Raw genomic sequence first — 14,258 nt, forward strand, 5'->3', positions numbered from 1 at the left:
GAGGGCTTTATGGCTCGTACTACACCGATTAATCGCTACCGTAACATCGGTATCGTTGCTCACGTGGATGCTGGTAAAACCACCACCACCGAGCGCGTCCTTTTTTACACTGGCAAAAGCCACAAGATGGGCGAAGTGCATGACGGCGCTGCGACCACTGACTGGATGGTTCAGGAGCAGGAGCGTGGTATTACCATTACTTCTGCTGCCATTACCGCCTTCTGGCAGGGTTCGGCCAAGCAGCACAAAGACCAATACCGCTTCAACGTCATCGATACCCCGGGCCACGTTGACTTCACCATTGAAGTTGAGCGTTCCCTGCGTGTACTCGACGGCGCGGTCGTTGTGTTCTGCGGCACCTCCGGCGTTGAGCCTCAGTCCGAAACCGTATGGCGTCAAGCCAACAAGTACGGCGTTCCACGTATTGTTTACGTGAACAAGATGGACCGTGCCGGTGCGAACTTCCTGCGCGTGATCGCTCAGATCAAGCAGCGTCTGGGTCACACTCCGGTGCCTATCCAGTTGGCTATCGGTTCCGAAGACAACTTCCAGGGTCAGATCGATCTGATGACCATGGAAGCCGTTTACTGGAACGATGCCGACAAGGGTATGACTCCTCGTCGTGAAGCCATCCCTGCTGAGCTGCAGGAACTGGCTGAAGAGTGGCGCAACAACATGGTTGAGGCTGCGGCCGAAGCCAGCGAAGAGCTGATGAACAAGTACCTCGAAGGGGAAGAGCTCTCCATCGAGGAAATCAAGGGTGCTCTGCGTCAGCGTACTATCGCTGGTGAGATCGTTCTGGCTGTTTGCGGTTCTTCCTTCAAGAACAAGGGCGTTCCCCTGGTTCTCGACGCCGTTATCGACTACCTGCCGGCTCCAACCGACATTCCTGCCATCAAGGGTACTGACCCGGATGACGAGGAAAAGCAGATGGAGCGTCATGCAGACGACAACGAGCCGTTCTCGGCTCTGGCGTTCAAGATCGCTACCGACCCATTCGTGGGTACCTTGACCTTCGTCCGCGTTTACTCGGGCGTGTTGGCCTCCGGCGACGGCGTGATCAACTCGGTCAAAGGCAAGAAAGAGCGTGTGGGTCGTATGGTGCAGATGCACGCAAACGCCCGTGAAGAGATCAAGGAAGTACGCGCTGGCGACATCGCGGCCTTGATCGGCATGAAGGACGTCACCACTGGTGAAACCTTGTGCAACGCTGACAAGCCAATCATCCTGGTTCGCATGGACTTCCCGGAGCCGGTTATTTCGGTTGCCGTTGAGCCTAAGACCAAGGATGACCAGGAAAAAATGGGTATCGCTCTGGGCAAGCTTGCTCAGGAAGACCCGTCTTTCCGCGTCAAGACTGATGAAGAGACTGGTCAAACGATCATCTCTGGCATGGGCGAGCTGCACCTGGACATCCTGGTTGACCGGATGCGCCGTGAGTTCAACGTCGAAGCCAACATCGGTAAGCCTCAGGTTTCCTATCGTGAGCGCATCACGAAGAACTGCGAAATCGAAGGCAAGTTCGTTCGTCAATCCGGTGGTCGTGGCCAGTTCGGTCATTGCTGGATCCGTTTTGCTCCTGCTGACGAAGGTCAGGAAGGTCTGCAATTCTTGAACGAAGTAGTGGGTGGTGTGGTTCCTAAGGAATACATCCCGGCTATCCAGAAGGGTATCGAAGAGCAGATGAAGAACGGCGTAGTTGCCGGCTATCCGCTGATCGGCCTGAAGGCTACCGTGTTTGATGGTTCTTACCACGACGTCGACTCCAACGAGATGGCGTTTAAGGTGGCTGCTTCCATGGCGACCAAGCAACTGGCCCAGAAGGGCGGTGGTGAGTTGCTCGAGCCGATCATGGCGGTAGAGGTTGTTACGCCTGAAGACTATATGGGTGACGTGATGGGCGACCTCAATCGTCGTCGCGGCATGATTCTGGGTATGGAAGACACGGTTTCCGGTAAGGTGATCCGTGCTGAAGTTCCGTTGGGCGAGATGTTCGGTTATGCGACCGACGTTCGTTCGATGTCCCAGGGTCGCGCAAGCTACTCTATGGAATTCAAAAAATACAATACGGCTCCGTCGCACATCGTCGAAACCGTTACCAAAAAACAAGGCTGATTCAGTCCTTTAGGCAAGGAGTTAATTGTCGTGGCTAAAGAAAAATTTGATCGTTCCCTACCGCACGTCAACGTTGGCACCATCGGTCACGTTGACCACGGTAAAACCACTCTGACCGCAGCTCTGACTCGCGTTTGCTCCGAAGTTTTCGGTTCTGCAATCGTTGAATTCGACAAGATCGACAGCGCGCCAGAAGAAAAAGCTCGTGGTATCACCATCAACACCGCGCACGTCGAGTACAACTCGAACATTCGTCACTACGCTCACGTTGACTGCCCAGGTCACGCTGACTACGTGAAGAACATGATCACCGGTGCTGCCCAGATGGACGGCGCGATCCTGGTTTGCTCGGCCGCTGATGGTCCGATGCCACAAACCCGTGAGCACATCCTGCTGTCCCGTCAGGTAGGCGTTCCGTACATCGTGGTTTTCCTGAACAAGGCTGACCTGGTAGACGACGCTGAGCTGCTGGAATTGGTAGAGATGGAAGTGCGCGATCTGCTGAGCACTTATGACTTCCCAGGCGACGACACTCCAATCATCATTGGTTCGGCCCGTATGGCGCTGGAAGGCAAAGATGACAACGAGATGGGCACCACTGCCGTCAAGAAGCTGGTAGAAACTCTGGACACCTACATCCCAGAGCCAGAGCGTGCTATCGACAAGCCGTTCCTGATGCCAATCGAAGACGTATTCTCGATCTCCGGTCGCGGTACTGTTGTGACTGGTCGTATCGAGCGCGGTATCGTTCGCGTACAGGATCCACTGGAAATCGTTGGTCTGCGTGACACCACCGTCACCACCTGCACCGGTGTTGAAATGTTCCGTAAACTGCTCGACGAAGGTCGTGCTGGCGAGAACTGCGGCGTTCTGCTGCGTGGCACCAAGCGTGACGACGTTGAGCGTGGTCAGGTTCTGGTTAAGCCAGGTTCGGTTAAGCCGCACACCAAGTTCACCGCAGAAGTTTACGTTCTGAGCAAGGAAGAAGGCGGTCGTCACACTCCGTTCTTCAAGGGCTACCGTCCACAGTTCTACTTCCGTACTACTGACGTGACTGGTAACTGCGAGCTGCCAGAAGGCGTTGAAATGGTAATGCCAGGTGACAACATTCAGATGACTGTTACCCTGATCAAAACCATCGCGATGGAAGACGGTCTGCGTTTCGCTATCCGTGAAGGCGGTCGTACCGTCGGCGCCGGCGTCGTAGCCAAAATCATCGAGTAAGCATCTCTTTTGAGATAGCTTCGATGCTTTGAAAAGCCCCCGCTCAGCGGGGGCTTTTTTATTGGGTTGACACCTATCTGGGGCGTCTATAGAATTGCGCCTCCTTTTAACGGGCGTATTGCGCCCGGTGGGAATAGCAGCCGGAGTCTGAAATCCAATGCAAAATCAGCAAATCCGTATCAGGTTGAAGGCTTTCGACCATCGCCTGATCGACCAATCAACCCAGGAAATCGTGGAAACCGCGAAACGTACTGGTGCTCAAGTGCGTGGTCCAATTCCACTGCCTACCCGTAAAGAGCGGTTCACCGTTCTGGTCTCCCCGCACGTCAACAAAGACGCGCGTGACCAGTACGAGATCCGTACTCATAAGCGCGTTCTGGACATCGTCCAGCCAACGGATAAAACCGTTGATGCTCTTATGAAGCTTGATCTTGCGGCCGGTGTGGAAGTGCAGATCAGCCTCGGCTAAGACTCGGTCTTAGTCGTGTAACGCTCTGAAATGGGCGGCCATAGCGGGTGAAAGCCCCGTACACTCATGAGGTTTACAACATGACTATTGGTGTAGTCGGTCGTAAATGCGGTATGACCCGTATTTTCACCGAAGAAGGTGTCTCCATTCCGGTCACGGTCATTGAGATCGAGCCGAATCGCGTCACCCAGTTCAAAACTGAAGAGACCGATGGCTATCGTGCAGTGCAAGTCACTGTCGGCGAGCGTCGTGCTTCGCGTGTAACAGCAGCTCAGGCTGGCCACTTCGCTAAAGCGAACGTTGCCGCTGGTCGTACCGTAATGGAATTCCGCCTTGAAGAAGGCGAGTACCAGGCCGGCGATCTGATCAACGCTGAAATCTTCGCCGCTGGTCAACTGGTTGATGTAACCGGTCAGTCCAAGGGTAAAGGCTTCCAGGGTACGATCAAGCGTTGGAATTTCCGCGGGCAAGATAACACCCACGGTAACTCCGTATCCCACCGCGTTCCAGGCTCTATCGGCCAGTGCCAGACTCCTGGTCGTGTATTCAAGGGCAAAAAAATGTCCGGTCATATGGGCGCTGAGCGCGTGACCGTGCAGTCCCTCGAAGTAGTGCGCGTGGACGCTGAACGCAATCTGTTGTTGGTCAAGGGCGCTGTTCCTGGCGCTACTGGCGGCAACTTGGTTGTACGTCCAGCAGCCAAGGCTCGCGGTTAAGGGGAAGCTGACATGCAATTAAATGTAAATGACGCTCAAGCGATCGAAGTTTCCGAACTGACATTTGGCGGCGAATTCAACGAGACGCTGGTTCACCAAGCAGTCGTGGCCTACATGGCCGGCGGCCGTCAGGGTTCCAAGCAGCAAAAGACCCGTTCCGACGTTCGTGGTGGCGGCAAGCGCCCATGGCGTCAGAAAGGTACTGGCCGTGCTCGTGCCGGTACTATCCGTAGCCCAATCTGGCGTGGCGGCGGTACCACTTTCGCAGCTCGTCCTCAGGATCACTCCCAGAAGCTGAACAAGAAGATGTATCGCGCAGCAATGCGTTCCATCCTTGCTGAGCTGGTGCGTACTGATCGTCTGGTCGTGGTTCAGGATTTCGCCGTTGAAACGCCGAAAACCAAAGACCTGCTGGGCAAGCTGAACAACATGAGCCTGACCGACGTTCTGATCGTGTCGGACGCTGTTGATCAGAACCTGTACCTGGCTGCTCGTAACCTGCCACACGTAGATGTACGTGACGTGCAAGGTTCCGATCCAGTTAGTCTGATCGCATACGACAAGGTGTTGATCACCGTGTCGGCCGTGAAGAAATTCGAGGAGCTGCTGGGATGAACCAGGAACGCGTATTTAAAGTTCTGCTTGGCCCGCACGTTTCCGAGAAGGCTACGGTTCTGGCAGACAAGAAAGGCCAGTTCGTTTTCAAGGTTGCTACTGACGCAACCAAGCTGGAAATCAAGAAGGCCGTCGAAAGCCTGTTCAGCGTGAAAGTAGAGCGTGTAACTACCCTGAATGTTCTGGGTAAGAGCAAGCGCACTGCTCGCGGTCTGGGCAAGCGTAATGACTGGAAGAAGGCAGTTATCTCCCTTCAGCCAGGCCAAGATCTCGATTTCAGCAGCAGTGCTGAGTAAGGAAGGGGTGCATCATGGCAATCGTTAAATGCAAACCGACTTCCCCTGGCCGCCGTTTTGTGGTCAAGGTGGTCAACCAGGAGCTGCATAAAGGCGCTCCTCACGCACCGCTGCTCGAGAAGAAATCGAAGACTGGTGGTCGTAACAACAATGGCCGTATTACCACTCGTCACATCGGTGGTGGTCATAAGCAGCATTACCGTATGGTCGATTTCCGTCGCAACGACAAAGATGGCATCGTCGCCACTGTCGAGCGTATCGAATACGATCCAAACCGTACTGCTCACATCGCACTGCTCTGCTACGCAGACGGCGAGCGCCGCTACATCATCGCCCCTAAAGGCGTGAGTGCTGGCGACCAGCTGATCGCAGGCGCTCTGGCTCCAATCAAGCCAGGCAACGCTCTGCAACTGCGCAACATTCCAGTCGGTTCTACCGTACACGGCATCGAACTGAAGCCAGGTAAAGGCGCACAGATCGCTCGTTCCGCTGGTGCTTCGGCTCAGCTGATCGCTCGTGAAGGCGTGTACGTTACCCTGCGTCTGCGTTCCGGTGAAATGCGTAAAGTCCTGGCTGAATGCCGTGCGACCCTGGGCGAAGTCTCGAACTCCGAGCACAGCCTGCGTTCGCTGGGTAAAGCCGGTGCCAAACGCTGGCGTGGCGTTCGCCCAACCGTTCGTGGTGTTGCCATGAACCCGGTTGACCACCCACATGGTGGTGGTGAAGGTCGTACCTCTGGTGGTCGTCATCCGGTATCGCCATGGGGCTTCCCGACTAAGGGCGCGAAGACTCGTGGTAATAAGCGTACCGACAAAATGATCGTCCGTCGTCGCAAGTAAATAGAGGGATACGACAGTGCCACGTTCTCTGAAAAAAGGTCCTTTTATCGATCTTCACCTACTGAAGAAGATCGAAGTGGCGGCGGAAAAGAACGATCGCAAACCGGTGAAAACCTGGTCGCGTCGTTCGATGATCCTGCCACAAATGGTCGGTCTGACCATCGCAGTACACAACGGTCGTCAGCACGTCCCAGTTCTCGTGAACGAAGACATGGTCGGCCACAAACTGGGCGAGTTCGCCGGTACCCGCACTTATCGCGGGCACGTGGCAGACAAGAAAGCCAAGCGTTAAGGGGTTAGGAAATGGAAGTAGCCGCTAAGTTGTCGGGCGCTCGAATCTCCGCCCAGAAAGCCCGCTTGGTCGCCGACCAGATCCGCGGGAAGAAGGTGGGCGAAGCGCTCAACCTGTTGGCTTTCAGCAGTAAGAAAGCCGCCGAGATCATGAAGAAAGTGCTGGAGTCGGCCGTAGCCAACGCCGAGCATAACGAAGGCGCAGACGTTGATGACCTGAAGGTCAGCACCGTTTTCGTCAACGAAGGGCGTTCGCTGAAGCGCATCATGCCACGTGCCAAAGGCCGTGCTGATCGCATCGTCAAGCGGTCTTGCCATATCACTGTCAAGGTTGCTGACAAGTAACGGAGTCGAAGAGATGGGTCAGAAAGTACATCCCATTGGCATTCGCCTGGGAATCGTCAAGGAGCACACCTCCGTCTGGTACGCAGACGGTCGGACTTATGCGGACTATTTGCTCGCAGATCTGAATGTGCGTGAGTACCTCCAAGACAAACTAAAAAGCGCGTCCGTAAGCCGTATCGATATCCATCGTCCGGCCCAAACTGCACGCATCACCATCCACACCGCTCGTCCAGGTATCGTTATCGGGAAGAAAGGTGAAGATGTTGAGAAACTGCGTCAGGACCTGACCAAGCAAATGGGTGTGCCTGTGCACATCAATATCGAAGAGATCCGCAAGCCGGAGCTCGACGGTATGCTGGTTGCGCAGAGCGTAGCTCAGCAGCTGGAGCGTCGCGTAATGTTCCGTCGTGCTATGAAGCGCGCCGTACAGAACGCCATGCGCATTGGTGCCAAAGGCATCAAAATCCAAGTGAGCGGTCGTCTCGGCGGTGCTGAAATCGCACGTACTGAATGGTATCGCGAAGGTCGTGTGCCATTGCACACCCTGCGTGCCGACATCGACTATGCCAACTACGAAGCTCACACCACTTACGGTGTGATCGGTGTAAAGGTTTGGATCTTCAAAGGCGAAGTAATTGGTGGTCGCCAAGAAGAACTGAAACCACAAGCACCAGCGCCTCGTAAAAAAGCTGCTAAGTAAGGGGTACGCCAAATGTTGCAACCAAAGCGTACGAAGTTCCGCAAGCAAATGACTGGTCACAACCGTGGCCTGGCATTGCGCGGTAGCAAAGTCAGCTTCGGCGAGTTCGCGCTGAAGTCTGTTGCTCGTGGTCGTCTCACCGCTCGTCAGATCGAGTCAGCGCGTCGTGCTCTGACCCGTCACGTAAAACGTGGCGGCAAGATCTGGATCCGTGTATTCCCGGACAAGCCGATCTCCAAGAAGCCTCTCGAGGTTCGTATGGGTAAAGGTAAGGGTAACGTGGAGTACTGGGTTGCCCAGATTCAGCCAGGCAAAGTCCTGTATGAAATCGAGGGTGTTTCTGAAGAGCTGGCGCGTGAGGCTTTCGCCCTGGCTGCTGCAAAGCTGCCGCTCGCCACCTCCTTTGTTAAACGGACGGTGATGTGATGAAAGCGAATGAACTTCGTGAAAAATCCGCACAGCAGCTGAACGAGCAACTGCTCGGCCTGCTGCGCGACCAGTTCAATCTGCGTATGCAGAAAGCAACTGGCCAGTTGGGGCAGTCTCATCTGCTCTCGCAAGTTAAGCGTGACATCGCTCGCGTGAAGACTGTGCTCAACCAGCAGGCAGGTAAGTAATCATGGCTGAAGCCGAAAAAACTGTCCGTACGCTGACTGGCCGTGTTGTCAGCGACAAGATGGACAAAACCATCACCGTTCTGATCGAGCGTCGCGTTAAGCACCCGATCTACGGTAAATACGTTAAGCGTTCGACTAAGCTGCACGCGCACGACGAAACCAATCAGTGCCACATCGGCGACAAAGTCACTATTCGTGAAACTCGTCCTTTGGCCAAGACCAAGTCTTGGGCGCTGGTTGATGTTCTCGAACGCGCTGTGGAAGTCTAAGGACTAGGGGTCGGAGAAATTATATGATTCAGACTCAATCCATGCTCGATGTGGCCGATAACAGCGGCGCTCGCCGCGTTATGTGCATCAAGGTGCTGGGTGGCTCCCATCGTCGTTACGCTGGTATCGGTGACATCATCAAAGTTACCGTCAAGGAAGCAATTCCTCGCGGTAAAGTGAAAAAAGGCCAAGTGATGACTGCTGTTGTAGTCCGCACTCGTCACGGCGTACGTCGTGCTGATGGCTCCATTATCCGCTTTGATGGCAACGCTGCTGTTCTGTTGAACAACAAGCAAGAGCCGATCGGCACCCGTATCTTTGGGCCAGTGACCCGTGAACTTCGTACTGAGAAGTTCATGAAGATCGTCTCGCTCGCCCCAGAAGTGCTGTAAGGAGATCCGACATGCAAAAGATTCGTCGTGACGACGAGATCATCGTGATCGCCGGCAAAGACAAAGGTAAGCGCGGTAAGGTGCTTAAGGTTCTCGCTAACAACCGTTTGGTTATTGGTGGTCTGAACCTGGTCAAGCGTCATACCAAGCCTAACCCGATGTCGGGCGTGCAGGGCGGTATCGTCGAAAAAGAAGCTCCACTGGATGCTTCTAACGTCGCCATTTTCAACAGCGAAACCAACAAGGCTGACCGCGTTGGTTTCAAAGTAGAAGACGGCAAGAAAATTCGTGTCTTCAAGTCGACCCAAAAAGCGGTTGATGCTTGAACACTGCTAGGTAGATGAGACCATGGCACGACTAAAAGAGATTTACCGGAAGGAAATTGCTCCGAAACTTAAGGAAGAACTTAAGCTTTCGAACGTGATGGAAGTTCCGCGCGTTACCAAAATCACCCTGAACATGGGTCTGGGCGAAGCGATCGGCGACAAAAAAGTCATCGAGCACGCTGTTGCTGACCTGGAAAAGATCACCGGCCAGAAAGTCGTTGTGACCTACGCTCGTAAATCCATCGCTGGCTTTAAAGTCCGTGAAGGTTGGCCGATCGGCGTCAAAGTGACCCTGCGCCGTGAGCGTATGTACGAGTTCCTGGATCGTCTGCTGTCGATCTCCCTGCCTCGGGTTCGCGACTTCCGCGGCCTGAATGCCAAGTCCTTCGATGGTCGTGGCAACTACAGCATGGGCGTGAAAGAGCAGATCATCTTCCCGGAAATCGACTACGACAAGATCGATGCTCTCCGCGGTCTGGACATCACCCTGACCACCACTGCCAAGAACGATGATGAAGGCCGCGCTCTGCTGCGTGCGTTCAAATTCCCGTTCCGCAACTGATTGGAGTAGGACCATGGCCAAGATGAGCATGAAAAACCGCGAGCTGAAGCGTCAGCTCACGGTTGCCAAGTACGCCAAGAAGCGTGCAGCACTGAAAGCTATCATCGTTGATCTGAACGCAAGTCCAGAAGCGCGTTGGGAAGCTACAGTAGCCCTGCAGAAGCAGCCACGTGACGCAAGCGCTTCGCGCATGCGTAACCGCTGCCGCCTGACCGGTCGTCCACACGGTGTTTACCGCAAGTTCGGCCTCGGCCGTAACAAGCTGCGTGAAGCTGCCATGCGTGGTGACGTACCGGGTCTGGTTAAAGCCAGCTGGTAAGTACTGTCAAAGTCTCGGTGTCCAGGATCGCAAGATCCTGACCACCGGTGGCCTTGAATCTGGATCAAGCCCCTTTTGGGGCTTGATTCATTTCTGGGGTGTGTCTAGAATACCCGGCTCGCCTGAGCCCGTGTTTTTCATGCCCGGAGATTCTCGGCGACACGTAATAGCCGCAAGGCTAATTTTTTTGTATTAGGAGCGTCTAGCCCATGAGTATGCAGGACCCGTTAGCGGACATGCTAACTCGTATCCGTAATGCCCAGATGGCTGAAAAGTCCGTCGTAAGCATGCCATCTTCCACGTTGAAGGTAGCTGTTGCCAAAGTCCTGAAGGACGAAGGTTACATTGCGGGTTATCAGATCAGCAGCGAAATCAAACCACTGCTGTCCATCGAGCTGAAGTACTTCGAAGGCCGTCCGGTTATCGAAGAAGTGAAGCGCGTTAGCCGTCCAGGCCTGCGTCAGTACAAGTCCGTCGATGATCTGCCAAAAGTTCGTGGCGGTCTCGGTGTGTCTATCGTCTCCACCAACAAGGGTGTGATGACTGATCGTGCTGCGCGCGCTGCCGGTGTCGGCGGCGAAGTTCTTTGCACTGTGTTCTAAGGGGGGATAAGCATGTCTCGCGTCGCTAAGAACCCCGTTAAGCTGCCAGCCGGTGTCGAAGTAAAATTCGCAGGCCAACAGCTTTCGGTGAAGGGTGCCAAGGGCACTCTCGAACTGAACATCCATTCGTCCGTTGAGATCGTTGAAGAAGCTGGTGAGCTGCGTTTCGCTGCTCGCAATGGCGATCAACAGACTCGCGCAATGGCTGGTACCACTCGTGCGTTGGTAAACAACATGGTCCAAGGCGTAAGCCAAGGCTTCGAGCGTAAGCTCCAGCTGGTCGGTGTTGGTTACAAAGCGCAAGCAAAAGGCACAGTGCTGAACCTGGCTCTTGGCTTCTCGCACCCAGTGGATTACGAACTGCCGGAAGGCATCACCGCTGAGACTCCTAGCCAGACCGATATCCTGATCAAGGGCATCGACAAGCAGCTGGTAGGTCAAGTGGCCGCCGAGATCCGCGACTTCCGTCCACCAGAGCCGTACAAAGGCAAAGGTGTGCGCTACGCGGACGAAGTCGTCCGTCGTAAAGAAGCCAAGAAGAAGTAGGGCATAGCAAATGACCGACAAAAAAGTTACTCGACTGCGTCGCGCTCGCAAAGCACGCCTGAAAATGCACGAACTCGAAGTCGTGCGTCTCTGCGTGTTCCGCTCTTCGCAGCACATCTACGCCCAGGTCATTTCGGCCGACGGCAACAAAGTCCTGGCAAGCGCCTCGACTTTGGATAAAGAACTGCGTGATGGTGCCACCGGCAACATCGACGCGGCCACTAAGGTTGGCCAGCTGGTCGCTACGCGTGCTAAGGCCGCTGGCGTCTCGCAGGTGGCTTTCGACCGCTCTGGCTTCAAGTACCACGGCCGCGTTAAAGCGCTGGCTGATGCTGCTCGTGAAGCTGGGCTGGAGTTCTAAGTTATGTCAAATAACGACCAAAAGCGCGACGAAGGCTACATCGAGAAGCTGGTTCAAGTTAACCGCGTAGCCAAAACCGTTAAAGGCGGCCGTATCTTCACTTTCACCGCGTTGACCGTGGTTGGTGATGGTAAGGGCCGTGTTGGCTTCGGCCGTGGCAAGTCGCGTGAAGTGCCTGCTGCGATCCAGAAGGCAATGGAAGCTGCTCGCCGCAACATGATCCAGGTTGATCTGAACGGCACCACCCTGCAGTACGCCATGAAGTCCGCTCACGGCGCTTCGAAGGTGTACATGCAGCCTGCTTCTGAAGGTACCGGTATCATCGCTGGCGGCGCTATGCGTGCTGTCCTCGAAGTTGCTGGCGTTCAGAACGTTCTGGCCAAGTGCTACGGCTCGACTAACCCGGTAAACGTGGTTCACGCCACTTTCAAGGGTTTGAAAGCAATGCAGTCTCCTGAATCCATTGCCGCCAAGCGTGGCAAAAGCGTCAAGGAGATCTTCTGATCATGGCTACCGTTAAAGTTACGCTGATCAAAAGCATGACCGGCCGCATCCCTAACCACAAACTGTGCGTTAAGGGTCTGGGTCTGCGTCGCATCGGTCACACTGTAGAAGTCCAGGATACTCCCGAGAATCGCGGGATGATCAACAAGGCTTACTACATGCTGCGTGTCGAGGGTTAATCGATGAAACTCAATGATCTGAGTCCAGCGCCGGGTTCCCGTCGCGAAAAGCATCGTCCGGGCCGTGGTATCGGTAGCGGTTTGGGTAAGACTGGTGGCCGTGGTCACAAAGGTCAGACCTCTCGCTCCGGTGGCACCATTGCTCCAGGCTTTGAAGGCGGTCAACAGCCGCTGCATCGTCGCCTGCCGAAGTTCGGTTTCGTTTCCCTGAAAGCCATGGACCGCGCAGAAGTGCGTCTGTCCGAGCTGGCTAAAGTGGAAGGCGACATCGTCACCGTGCAGTCCCTGAAAGATGCCAACGTGATCAACGTCAACGTACAGCGTGTGAAAATCATGCTGTCCGGTGAAGTGACTCGCGCTGTCACTATCGGCAAGGGAATCGGCGCCACCAAAGGTGCGCGTGCGGCTATCGAAGCAGCTGGCGGCAAGTTCGAGGAATAAATGGCTAAGCAAGGTGCTCTCTCTGCGCTCGGCAAAGGCGGTATGTCTGAACTCTGGGCTCGTCTGCGTTTTCTGTTCCTGGCGATTATCGTCTACCGAATAGGCGCACACATCCCGGTTCCAGGTATCAACCCGGACCGACTCGCGGACCTGTTTCGACAGAATGAGGGGACCATTCTTAGCTTGTTCAACATGTTTTCCGGCGGCGCGCTGGAACGGATGAGCATCTTTGCACTGGGGATCATGCCGTACATCTCGGCATCGATCATCATGCAACTGATGACCGCCGTCAGCCCGCAGCTGGAGCAGTTGAAGAAGGAAGGTGAAGCTGGCCGTCGCAAGATCAGCCAGTACACCCGCTACGGCACTGTCGTCCTCGCTCTCGTCCAGGCCATTGGCATGTCCATTGGTCTGGCGGGGCAGGGCGTTGCGTTCACTGGTGACTTTGGCTTCCATTTCGTCGCGGTATCCACGTTTGTGGCTGGTGCGATGTTCATGATGTGGCTGGGTGAGCAGATTACTGAGCGTGGTGTTGGCAACGGTATCTCGATGTTGATTTTTTCGGGTATCGTCGCCGGTCTTCCGAGAGCGATCGGGCAGTCTTTCGAGTCTGCACGTCAGGGTGATATCAACATCTTCGCCCTGGTTGCCATCGGTTTGCTGGCAGTAGCGATTATCGGTTTCGTGGTGTTCATTGAGCGTGGTCAGCGTCGTATTGCTGTTCACTACGCCAAGCGTCAGCAGGGCCGCAAGGTCTTCGCTGCGCAGACCAGCCACTTGCCGCTGAAGGTGAACATGGCCGGTGTTATTCCGGCTATTTTCGCGAGCAGCATTTTGCTGTTCCCGGCTTCGTTGGGTGCCTGGTTCGGTCAGTCTGAAGGTATGGGCTGGTTGCAGGACATCTCGCAGTCGATCGCTCCTGGTCAGCCGTTGAATATTCTGCTGTTTAGTGCAGGGATTATTTTCTTCTGCTTCTTCTATACGGCGTTGATGTTCAATCCGAAAGACGTAGCGGAAAACCTGAAGAAGTCCGGTGCCTTTATTCCGGGCATCCGTCCAGGTGAGCAGTCTGCGCGCTACATTGATGGCGTTCTGACTCGCTTGACCATGTTCGGTGCTCTTTACATGACGGCCGTCTGCCTGTTGCCCCAGTTCCTGGTGGTTGCAGCCAACGTACCGTTCTACCTTGGCGGGACCTCGTTGCTGATCGTCGTCGTGGTTGTGATGGACTTCATGTCCCAAGTACAATCGCACCTCGTTTCGCACCAGTACGAATCCCTGATGAAGAAAGCCAACCTGAAGGGTTACGGCAGCGGCATGCTGCGCTGACCCATAAGGTTCGAGGAGTTGGTGATGAAAGTTCGTGCATCGGTGAAAAAGCTGTGCCGTAACTGCAAGATTATTCGCCGCGAAGGTGTTGTTCGAGTAATTTGCAGCGCGGAACCGCGTCACAAACAGCGCCAAGGCTGAGTGTGATTGTGCTTCAAGCCCGGCAGCTAGTGCGCTGCCGGGTTGATTATTTGTTATTAC

General features: G+C 54.9%; 25 protein-coding genes. All 25 read left to right on the forward strand.

The window, feature by feature from the left end:
* Positions 1-9: 9 nt before the first annotated feature.
* Positions 10-2,115: an elongation factor G gene (gene fusA / locus KW841_RS25205; protein WP_007970420.1), complete on the forward strand. Its 2,106-nt coding sequence runs from the start codon at positions 10-12 to the stop codon at positions 2,113-2,115.
* A gap of 30 nt (positions 2,116-2,145) precedes the next feature.
* Positions 2,146-3,339: an elongation factor Tu gene (gene tuf / locus KW841_RS25210; protein ID WP_007970421.1), complete on the forward strand. Its 1,194-nt coding sequence runs from the start codon at positions 2,146-2,148 to the stop codon at positions 3,337-3,339.
* Positions 3,340-3,496: 157 nt separating this feature from the next.
* Positions 3,497-3,808: a 30S ribosomal protein S10 gene (gene rpsJ, locus KW841_RS25215; protein ID WP_003186070.1), complete on the forward strand. Its 312-nt coding sequence runs from the start codon at positions 3,497-3,499 to the stop codon at positions 3,806-3,808.
* 80 nt (positions 3,809-3,888) lie between these two features.
* Complete coding sequence (gene rplC, locus KW841_RS25220; protein ID WP_003186059.1) at positions 3,889-4,524, forward strand: 50S ribosomal protein L3; 636 nt, start codon at positions 3,889-3,891, stop codon at positions 4,522-4,524.
* Positions 4,525-4,536: 12 nt separating this feature from the next.
* Positions 4,537-5,139, forward strand: a complete 603-nt coding sequence (gene rplD, locus KW841_RS25225) for a 50S ribosomal protein L4 (protein ID WP_003228735.1) — start codon at positions 4,537-4,539, stop codon at positions 5,137-5,139.
* On the forward strand, positions 5,136-5,435 hold the full coding sequence (gene rplW, locus KW841_RS25230; RefSeq protein ID WP_002555488.1) for a 50S ribosomal protein L23: 300 nt from the start codon (positions 5,136-5,138) through the stop codon (positions 5,433-5,435). Before rplD ends, rplW begins: the two co-directional genes overlap by 4 nt.
* 14 nt (positions 5,436-5,449) lie before the next feature.
* On the forward strand, positions 5,450-6,274 hold the full coding sequence (rplB, locus tag KW841_RS25235) for a 50S ribosomal protein L2 (protein WP_003228734.1): 825 nt from the start codon (positions 5,450-5,452) through the stop codon (positions 6,272-6,274).
* 16 nt (positions 6,275-6,290) lie between these two features.
* Positions 6,291-6,566: a 30S ribosomal protein S19 gene (rpsS, locus tag KW841_RS25240; protein ID WP_002555486.1), complete on the forward strand. Its 276-nt coding sequence runs from the start codon at positions 6,291-6,293 to the stop codon at positions 6,564-6,566.
* 11 nt (positions 6,567-6,577) lie between these two features.
* A complete protein-coding gene (gene rplV, locus KW841_RS25245; protein WP_003103908.1) occupies positions 6,578-6,910 on the forward strand; it encodes a 50S ribosomal protein L22 in 333 nt (110 codons plus the stop codon).
* Positions 6,911-6,923: 13 nt separating this feature from the next.
* On the forward strand, positions 6,924-7,610 hold the full coding sequence (gene rpsC / locus KW841_RS25250) for a 30S ribosomal protein S3 (protein WP_007970424.1): 687 nt from the start codon (positions 6,924-6,926) through the stop codon (positions 7,608-7,610).
* 12 nt (positions 7,611-7,622) lie between these two features.
* The gene (rplP, locus tag KW841_RS25255) at positions 7,623-8,036 is read left to right on the forward strand and encodes a 50S ribosomal protein L16 (protein WP_003228729.1); all 414 of its coding nucleotides are present in this window, start codon (positions 7,623-7,625) and stop codon (positions 8,034-8,036) included.
* The gene (rpmC, locus tag KW841_RS25260) at positions 8,036-8,227 is read left to right on the forward strand and encodes a 50S ribosomal protein L29 (RefSeq protein WP_002555481.1); all 192 of its coding nucleotides are present in this window, start codon (positions 8,036-8,038) and stop codon (positions 8,225-8,227) included. Before rplP ends, rpmC begins: the two co-directional genes overlap by 1 nt.
* A 2-nt stretch (positions 8,228-8,229) precedes the next feature.
* Entirely contained in the window at positions 8,230-8,496 is a 267-nt protein-coding gene (gene rpsQ / locus KW841_RS25265; protein ID WP_003176419.1) for a 30S ribosomal protein S17, read from the forward strand.
* 23 nt (positions 8,497-8,519) lie between these two features.
* Positions 8,520-8,888: a 50S ribosomal protein L14 gene (gene rplN / locus KW841_RS25270; protein ID WP_002555479.1), complete on the forward strand. Its 369-nt coding sequence runs from the start codon at positions 8,520-8,522 to the stop codon at positions 8,886-8,888.
* A gap of 11 nt (positions 8,889-8,899) precedes the next feature.
* Positions 8,900-9,214 (forward strand): 50S ribosomal protein L24, encoded by a 315-nt coding sequence (rplX, locus tag KW841_RS25275; protein WP_095059509.1) that lies wholly within the window; start codon positions 8,900-8,902, stop codon positions 9,212-9,214.
* Positions 9,215-9,236: 22 nt separating this feature from the next.
* Entirely contained in the window at positions 9,237-9,776 is a 540-nt protein-coding gene (rplE, locus tag KW841_RS25280) for a 50S ribosomal protein L5 (RefSeq protein ID WP_003210069.1), read from the forward strand.
* Positions 9,777-9,789: 13 nt separating this feature from the next.
* Positions 9,790-10,095 carry a 30S ribosomal protein S14 gene (rpsN, locus tag KW841_RS25285; protein ID WP_003176414.1) on the forward strand — a complete coding sequence of 102 codons (306 nt, stop codon included), beginning with the start codon at positions 9,790-9,792 and terminating at the stop codon, positions 10,093-10,095.
* Between the two features lie 209 nt (positions 10,096-10,304).
* On the forward strand, positions 10,305-10,697 hold the full coding sequence (rpsH, locus tag KW841_RS25290; RefSeq protein WP_003186040.1) for a 30S ribosomal protein S8: 393 nt from the start codon (positions 10,305-10,307) through the stop codon (positions 10,695-10,697).
* 12 nt (positions 10,698-10,709) lie between these two features.
* A complete protein-coding gene (rplF, locus tag KW841_RS25295) occupies positions 10,710-11,243 on the forward strand; it encodes a 50S ribosomal protein L6 (RefSeq protein WP_003176412.1) in 534 nt (177 codons plus the stop codon).
* A 10-nt stretch (positions 11,244-11,253) separates the two neighbouring features.
* Positions 11,254-11,604, forward strand: a complete 351-nt coding sequence (gene rplR / locus KW841_RS25300; protein WP_003186037.1) for a 50S ribosomal protein L18 — start codon at positions 11,254-11,256, stop codon at positions 11,602-11,604.
* 3 nt (positions 11,605-11,607) lie between these two features.
* Positions 11,608-12,108 carry a 30S ribosomal protein S5 gene (gene rpsE, locus KW841_RS25305; RefSeq protein WP_003186035.1) on the forward strand — a complete coding sequence of 167 codons (501 nt, stop codon included), beginning with the start codon at positions 11,608-11,610 and terminating at the stop codon, positions 12,106-12,108.
* Positions 12,109-12,110: 2 nt separating this feature from the next.
* Complete coding sequence (gene rpmD, locus KW841_RS25310; protein ID WP_003176408.1) at positions 12,111-12,287, forward strand: 50S ribosomal protein L30; 177 nt, start codon at positions 12,111-12,113, stop codon at positions 12,285-12,287.
* A 3-nt stretch (positions 12,288-12,290) separates the two neighbouring features.
* On the forward strand, positions 12,291-12,728 hold the full coding sequence (gene rplO, locus KW841_RS25315; protein WP_003228720.1) for a 50S ribosomal protein L15: 438 nt from the start codon (positions 12,291-12,293) through the stop codon (positions 12,726-12,728).
* Entirely contained in the window at positions 12,729-14,057 is a 1,329-nt protein-coding gene (secY, locus tag KW841_RS25320) for a preprotein translocase subunit SecY (RefSeq protein WP_003228718.1), read from the forward strand.
* 24 nt (positions 14,058-14,081) lie between these two features.
* The gene (gene rpmJ / locus KW841_RS25325; protein WP_002555468.1) at positions 14,082-14,198 is read left to right on the forward strand and encodes a 50S ribosomal protein L36; all 117 of its coding nucleotides are present in this window, start codon (positions 14,082-14,084) and stop codon (positions 14,196-14,198) included.
* The last annotated feature ends 60 nt before the right edge of the window (positions 14,199-14,258 follow it).

Source organism: Pseudomonas sp. PDM28, from assembly GCF_019219115.1.
Taxonomy (GTDB): Bacteria; Pseudomonadota; Gammaproteobacteria; order Pseudomonadales; family Pseudomonadaceae; genus Aquipseudomonas; species Aquipseudomonas laurylsulfatiphila.

Excerpts from the sequence above, each read along its gene's own strand:
- fusA (WP_007970420.1), top strand. The coding sequence starts at position 10 with ATGGCTCGTACTACACCGATTAATCGCTACCGTAACATCGGTATCGTT.
- rpsJ (WP_003186070.1), top strand. The coding sequence starts at position 3,497 with ATGCAAAATCAGCAAATCCGTATCAGGTTGAAGGCTTTCGACCATCGC.
- rplC (WP_003186059.1), top strand. The coding sequence starts at position 3,889 with ATGACTATTGGTGTAGTCGGTCGTAAATGCGGTATGACCCGTATTTTC.
- rplD (WP_003228735.1), top strand. The coding sequence starts at position 4,537 with ATGCAATTAAATGTAAATGACGCTCAAGCGATCGAAGTTTCCGAACTG.
- rplW (WP_002555488.1), top strand. The coding sequence starts at position 5,136 with ATGAACCAGGAACGCGTATTTAAAGTTCTGCTTGGCCCGCACGTTTCC.
- rplB (WP_003228734.1), top strand. The coding sequence starts at position 5,450 with ATGGCAATCGTTAAATGCAAACCGACTTCCCCTGGCCGCCGTTTTGTG.
- rplV (WP_003103908.1), top strand. The coding sequence starts at position 6,578 with ATGGAAGTAGCCGCTAAGTTGTCGGGCGCTCGAATCTCCGCCCAGAAA.
- rpsC (WP_007970424.1), top strand. The coding sequence starts at position 6,924 with ATGGGTCAGAAAGTACATCCCATTGGCATTCGCCTGGGAATCGTCAAG.
- rplP (WP_003228729.1), top strand. The coding sequence starts at position 7,623 with ATGTTGCAACCAAAGCGTACGAAGTTCCGCAAGCAAATGACTGGTCAC.
- rpmC (WP_002555481.1), top strand. The coding sequence starts at position 8,036 with ATGAAAGCGAATGAACTTCGTGAAAAATCCGCACAGCAGCTGAACGAG.
- rpsQ (WP_003176419.1), top strand. The coding sequence starts at position 8,230 with ATGGCTGAAGCCGAAAAAACTGTCCGTACGCTGACTGGCCGTGTTGTC.
- rplN (WP_002555479.1), top strand. The coding sequence starts at position 8,520 with ATGATTCAGACTCAATCCATGCTCGATGTGGCCGATAACAGCGGCGCT.
- rplX (WP_095059509.1), top strand. The coding sequence starts at position 8,900 with ATGCAAAAGATTCGTCGTGACGACGAGATCATCGTGATCGCCGGCAAA.
- rplE (WP_003210069.1), top strand. The coding sequence starts at position 9,237 with ATGGCACGACTAAAAGAGATTTACCGGAAGGAAATTGCTCCGAAACTT.
- rpsN (WP_003176414.1), top strand. The coding sequence starts at position 9,790 with ATGGCCAAGATGAGCATGAAAAACCGCGAGCTGAAGCGTCAGCTCACG.
- rpsH (WP_003186040.1), top strand. The coding sequence starts at position 10,305 with ATGAGTATGCAGGACCCGTTAGCGGACATGCTAACTCGTATCCGTAAT.
- rplF (WP_003176412.1), top strand. The coding sequence starts at position 10,710 with ATGTCTCGCGTCGCTAAGAACCCCGTTAAGCTGCCAGCCGGTGTCGAA.
- rplR (WP_003186037.1), top strand. The coding sequence starts at position 11,254 with ATGACCGACAAAAAAGTTACTCGACTGCGTCGCGCTCGCAAAGCACGC.
- rpsE (WP_003186035.1), top strand. The coding sequence starts at position 11,608 with ATGTCAAATAACGACCAAAAGCGCGACGAAGGCTACATCGAGAAGCTG.
- rpmD (WP_003176408.1), top strand. The coding sequence starts at position 12,111 with ATGGCTACCGTTAAAGTTACGCTGATCAAAAGCATGACCGGCCGCATC.
- rplO (WP_003228720.1), top strand. The coding sequence starts at position 12,291 with ATGAAACTCAATGATCTGAGTCCAGCGCCGGGTTCCCGTCGCGAAAAG.
- secY (WP_003228718.1), top strand. The coding sequence starts at position 12,729 with ATGGCTAAGCAAGGTGCTCTCTCTGCGCTCGGCAAAGGCGGTATGTCT.
- rpmJ (WP_002555468.1), top strand. The coding sequence starts at position 14,082 with ATGAAAGTTCGTGCATCGGTGAAAAAGCTGTGCCGTAACTGCAAGATT.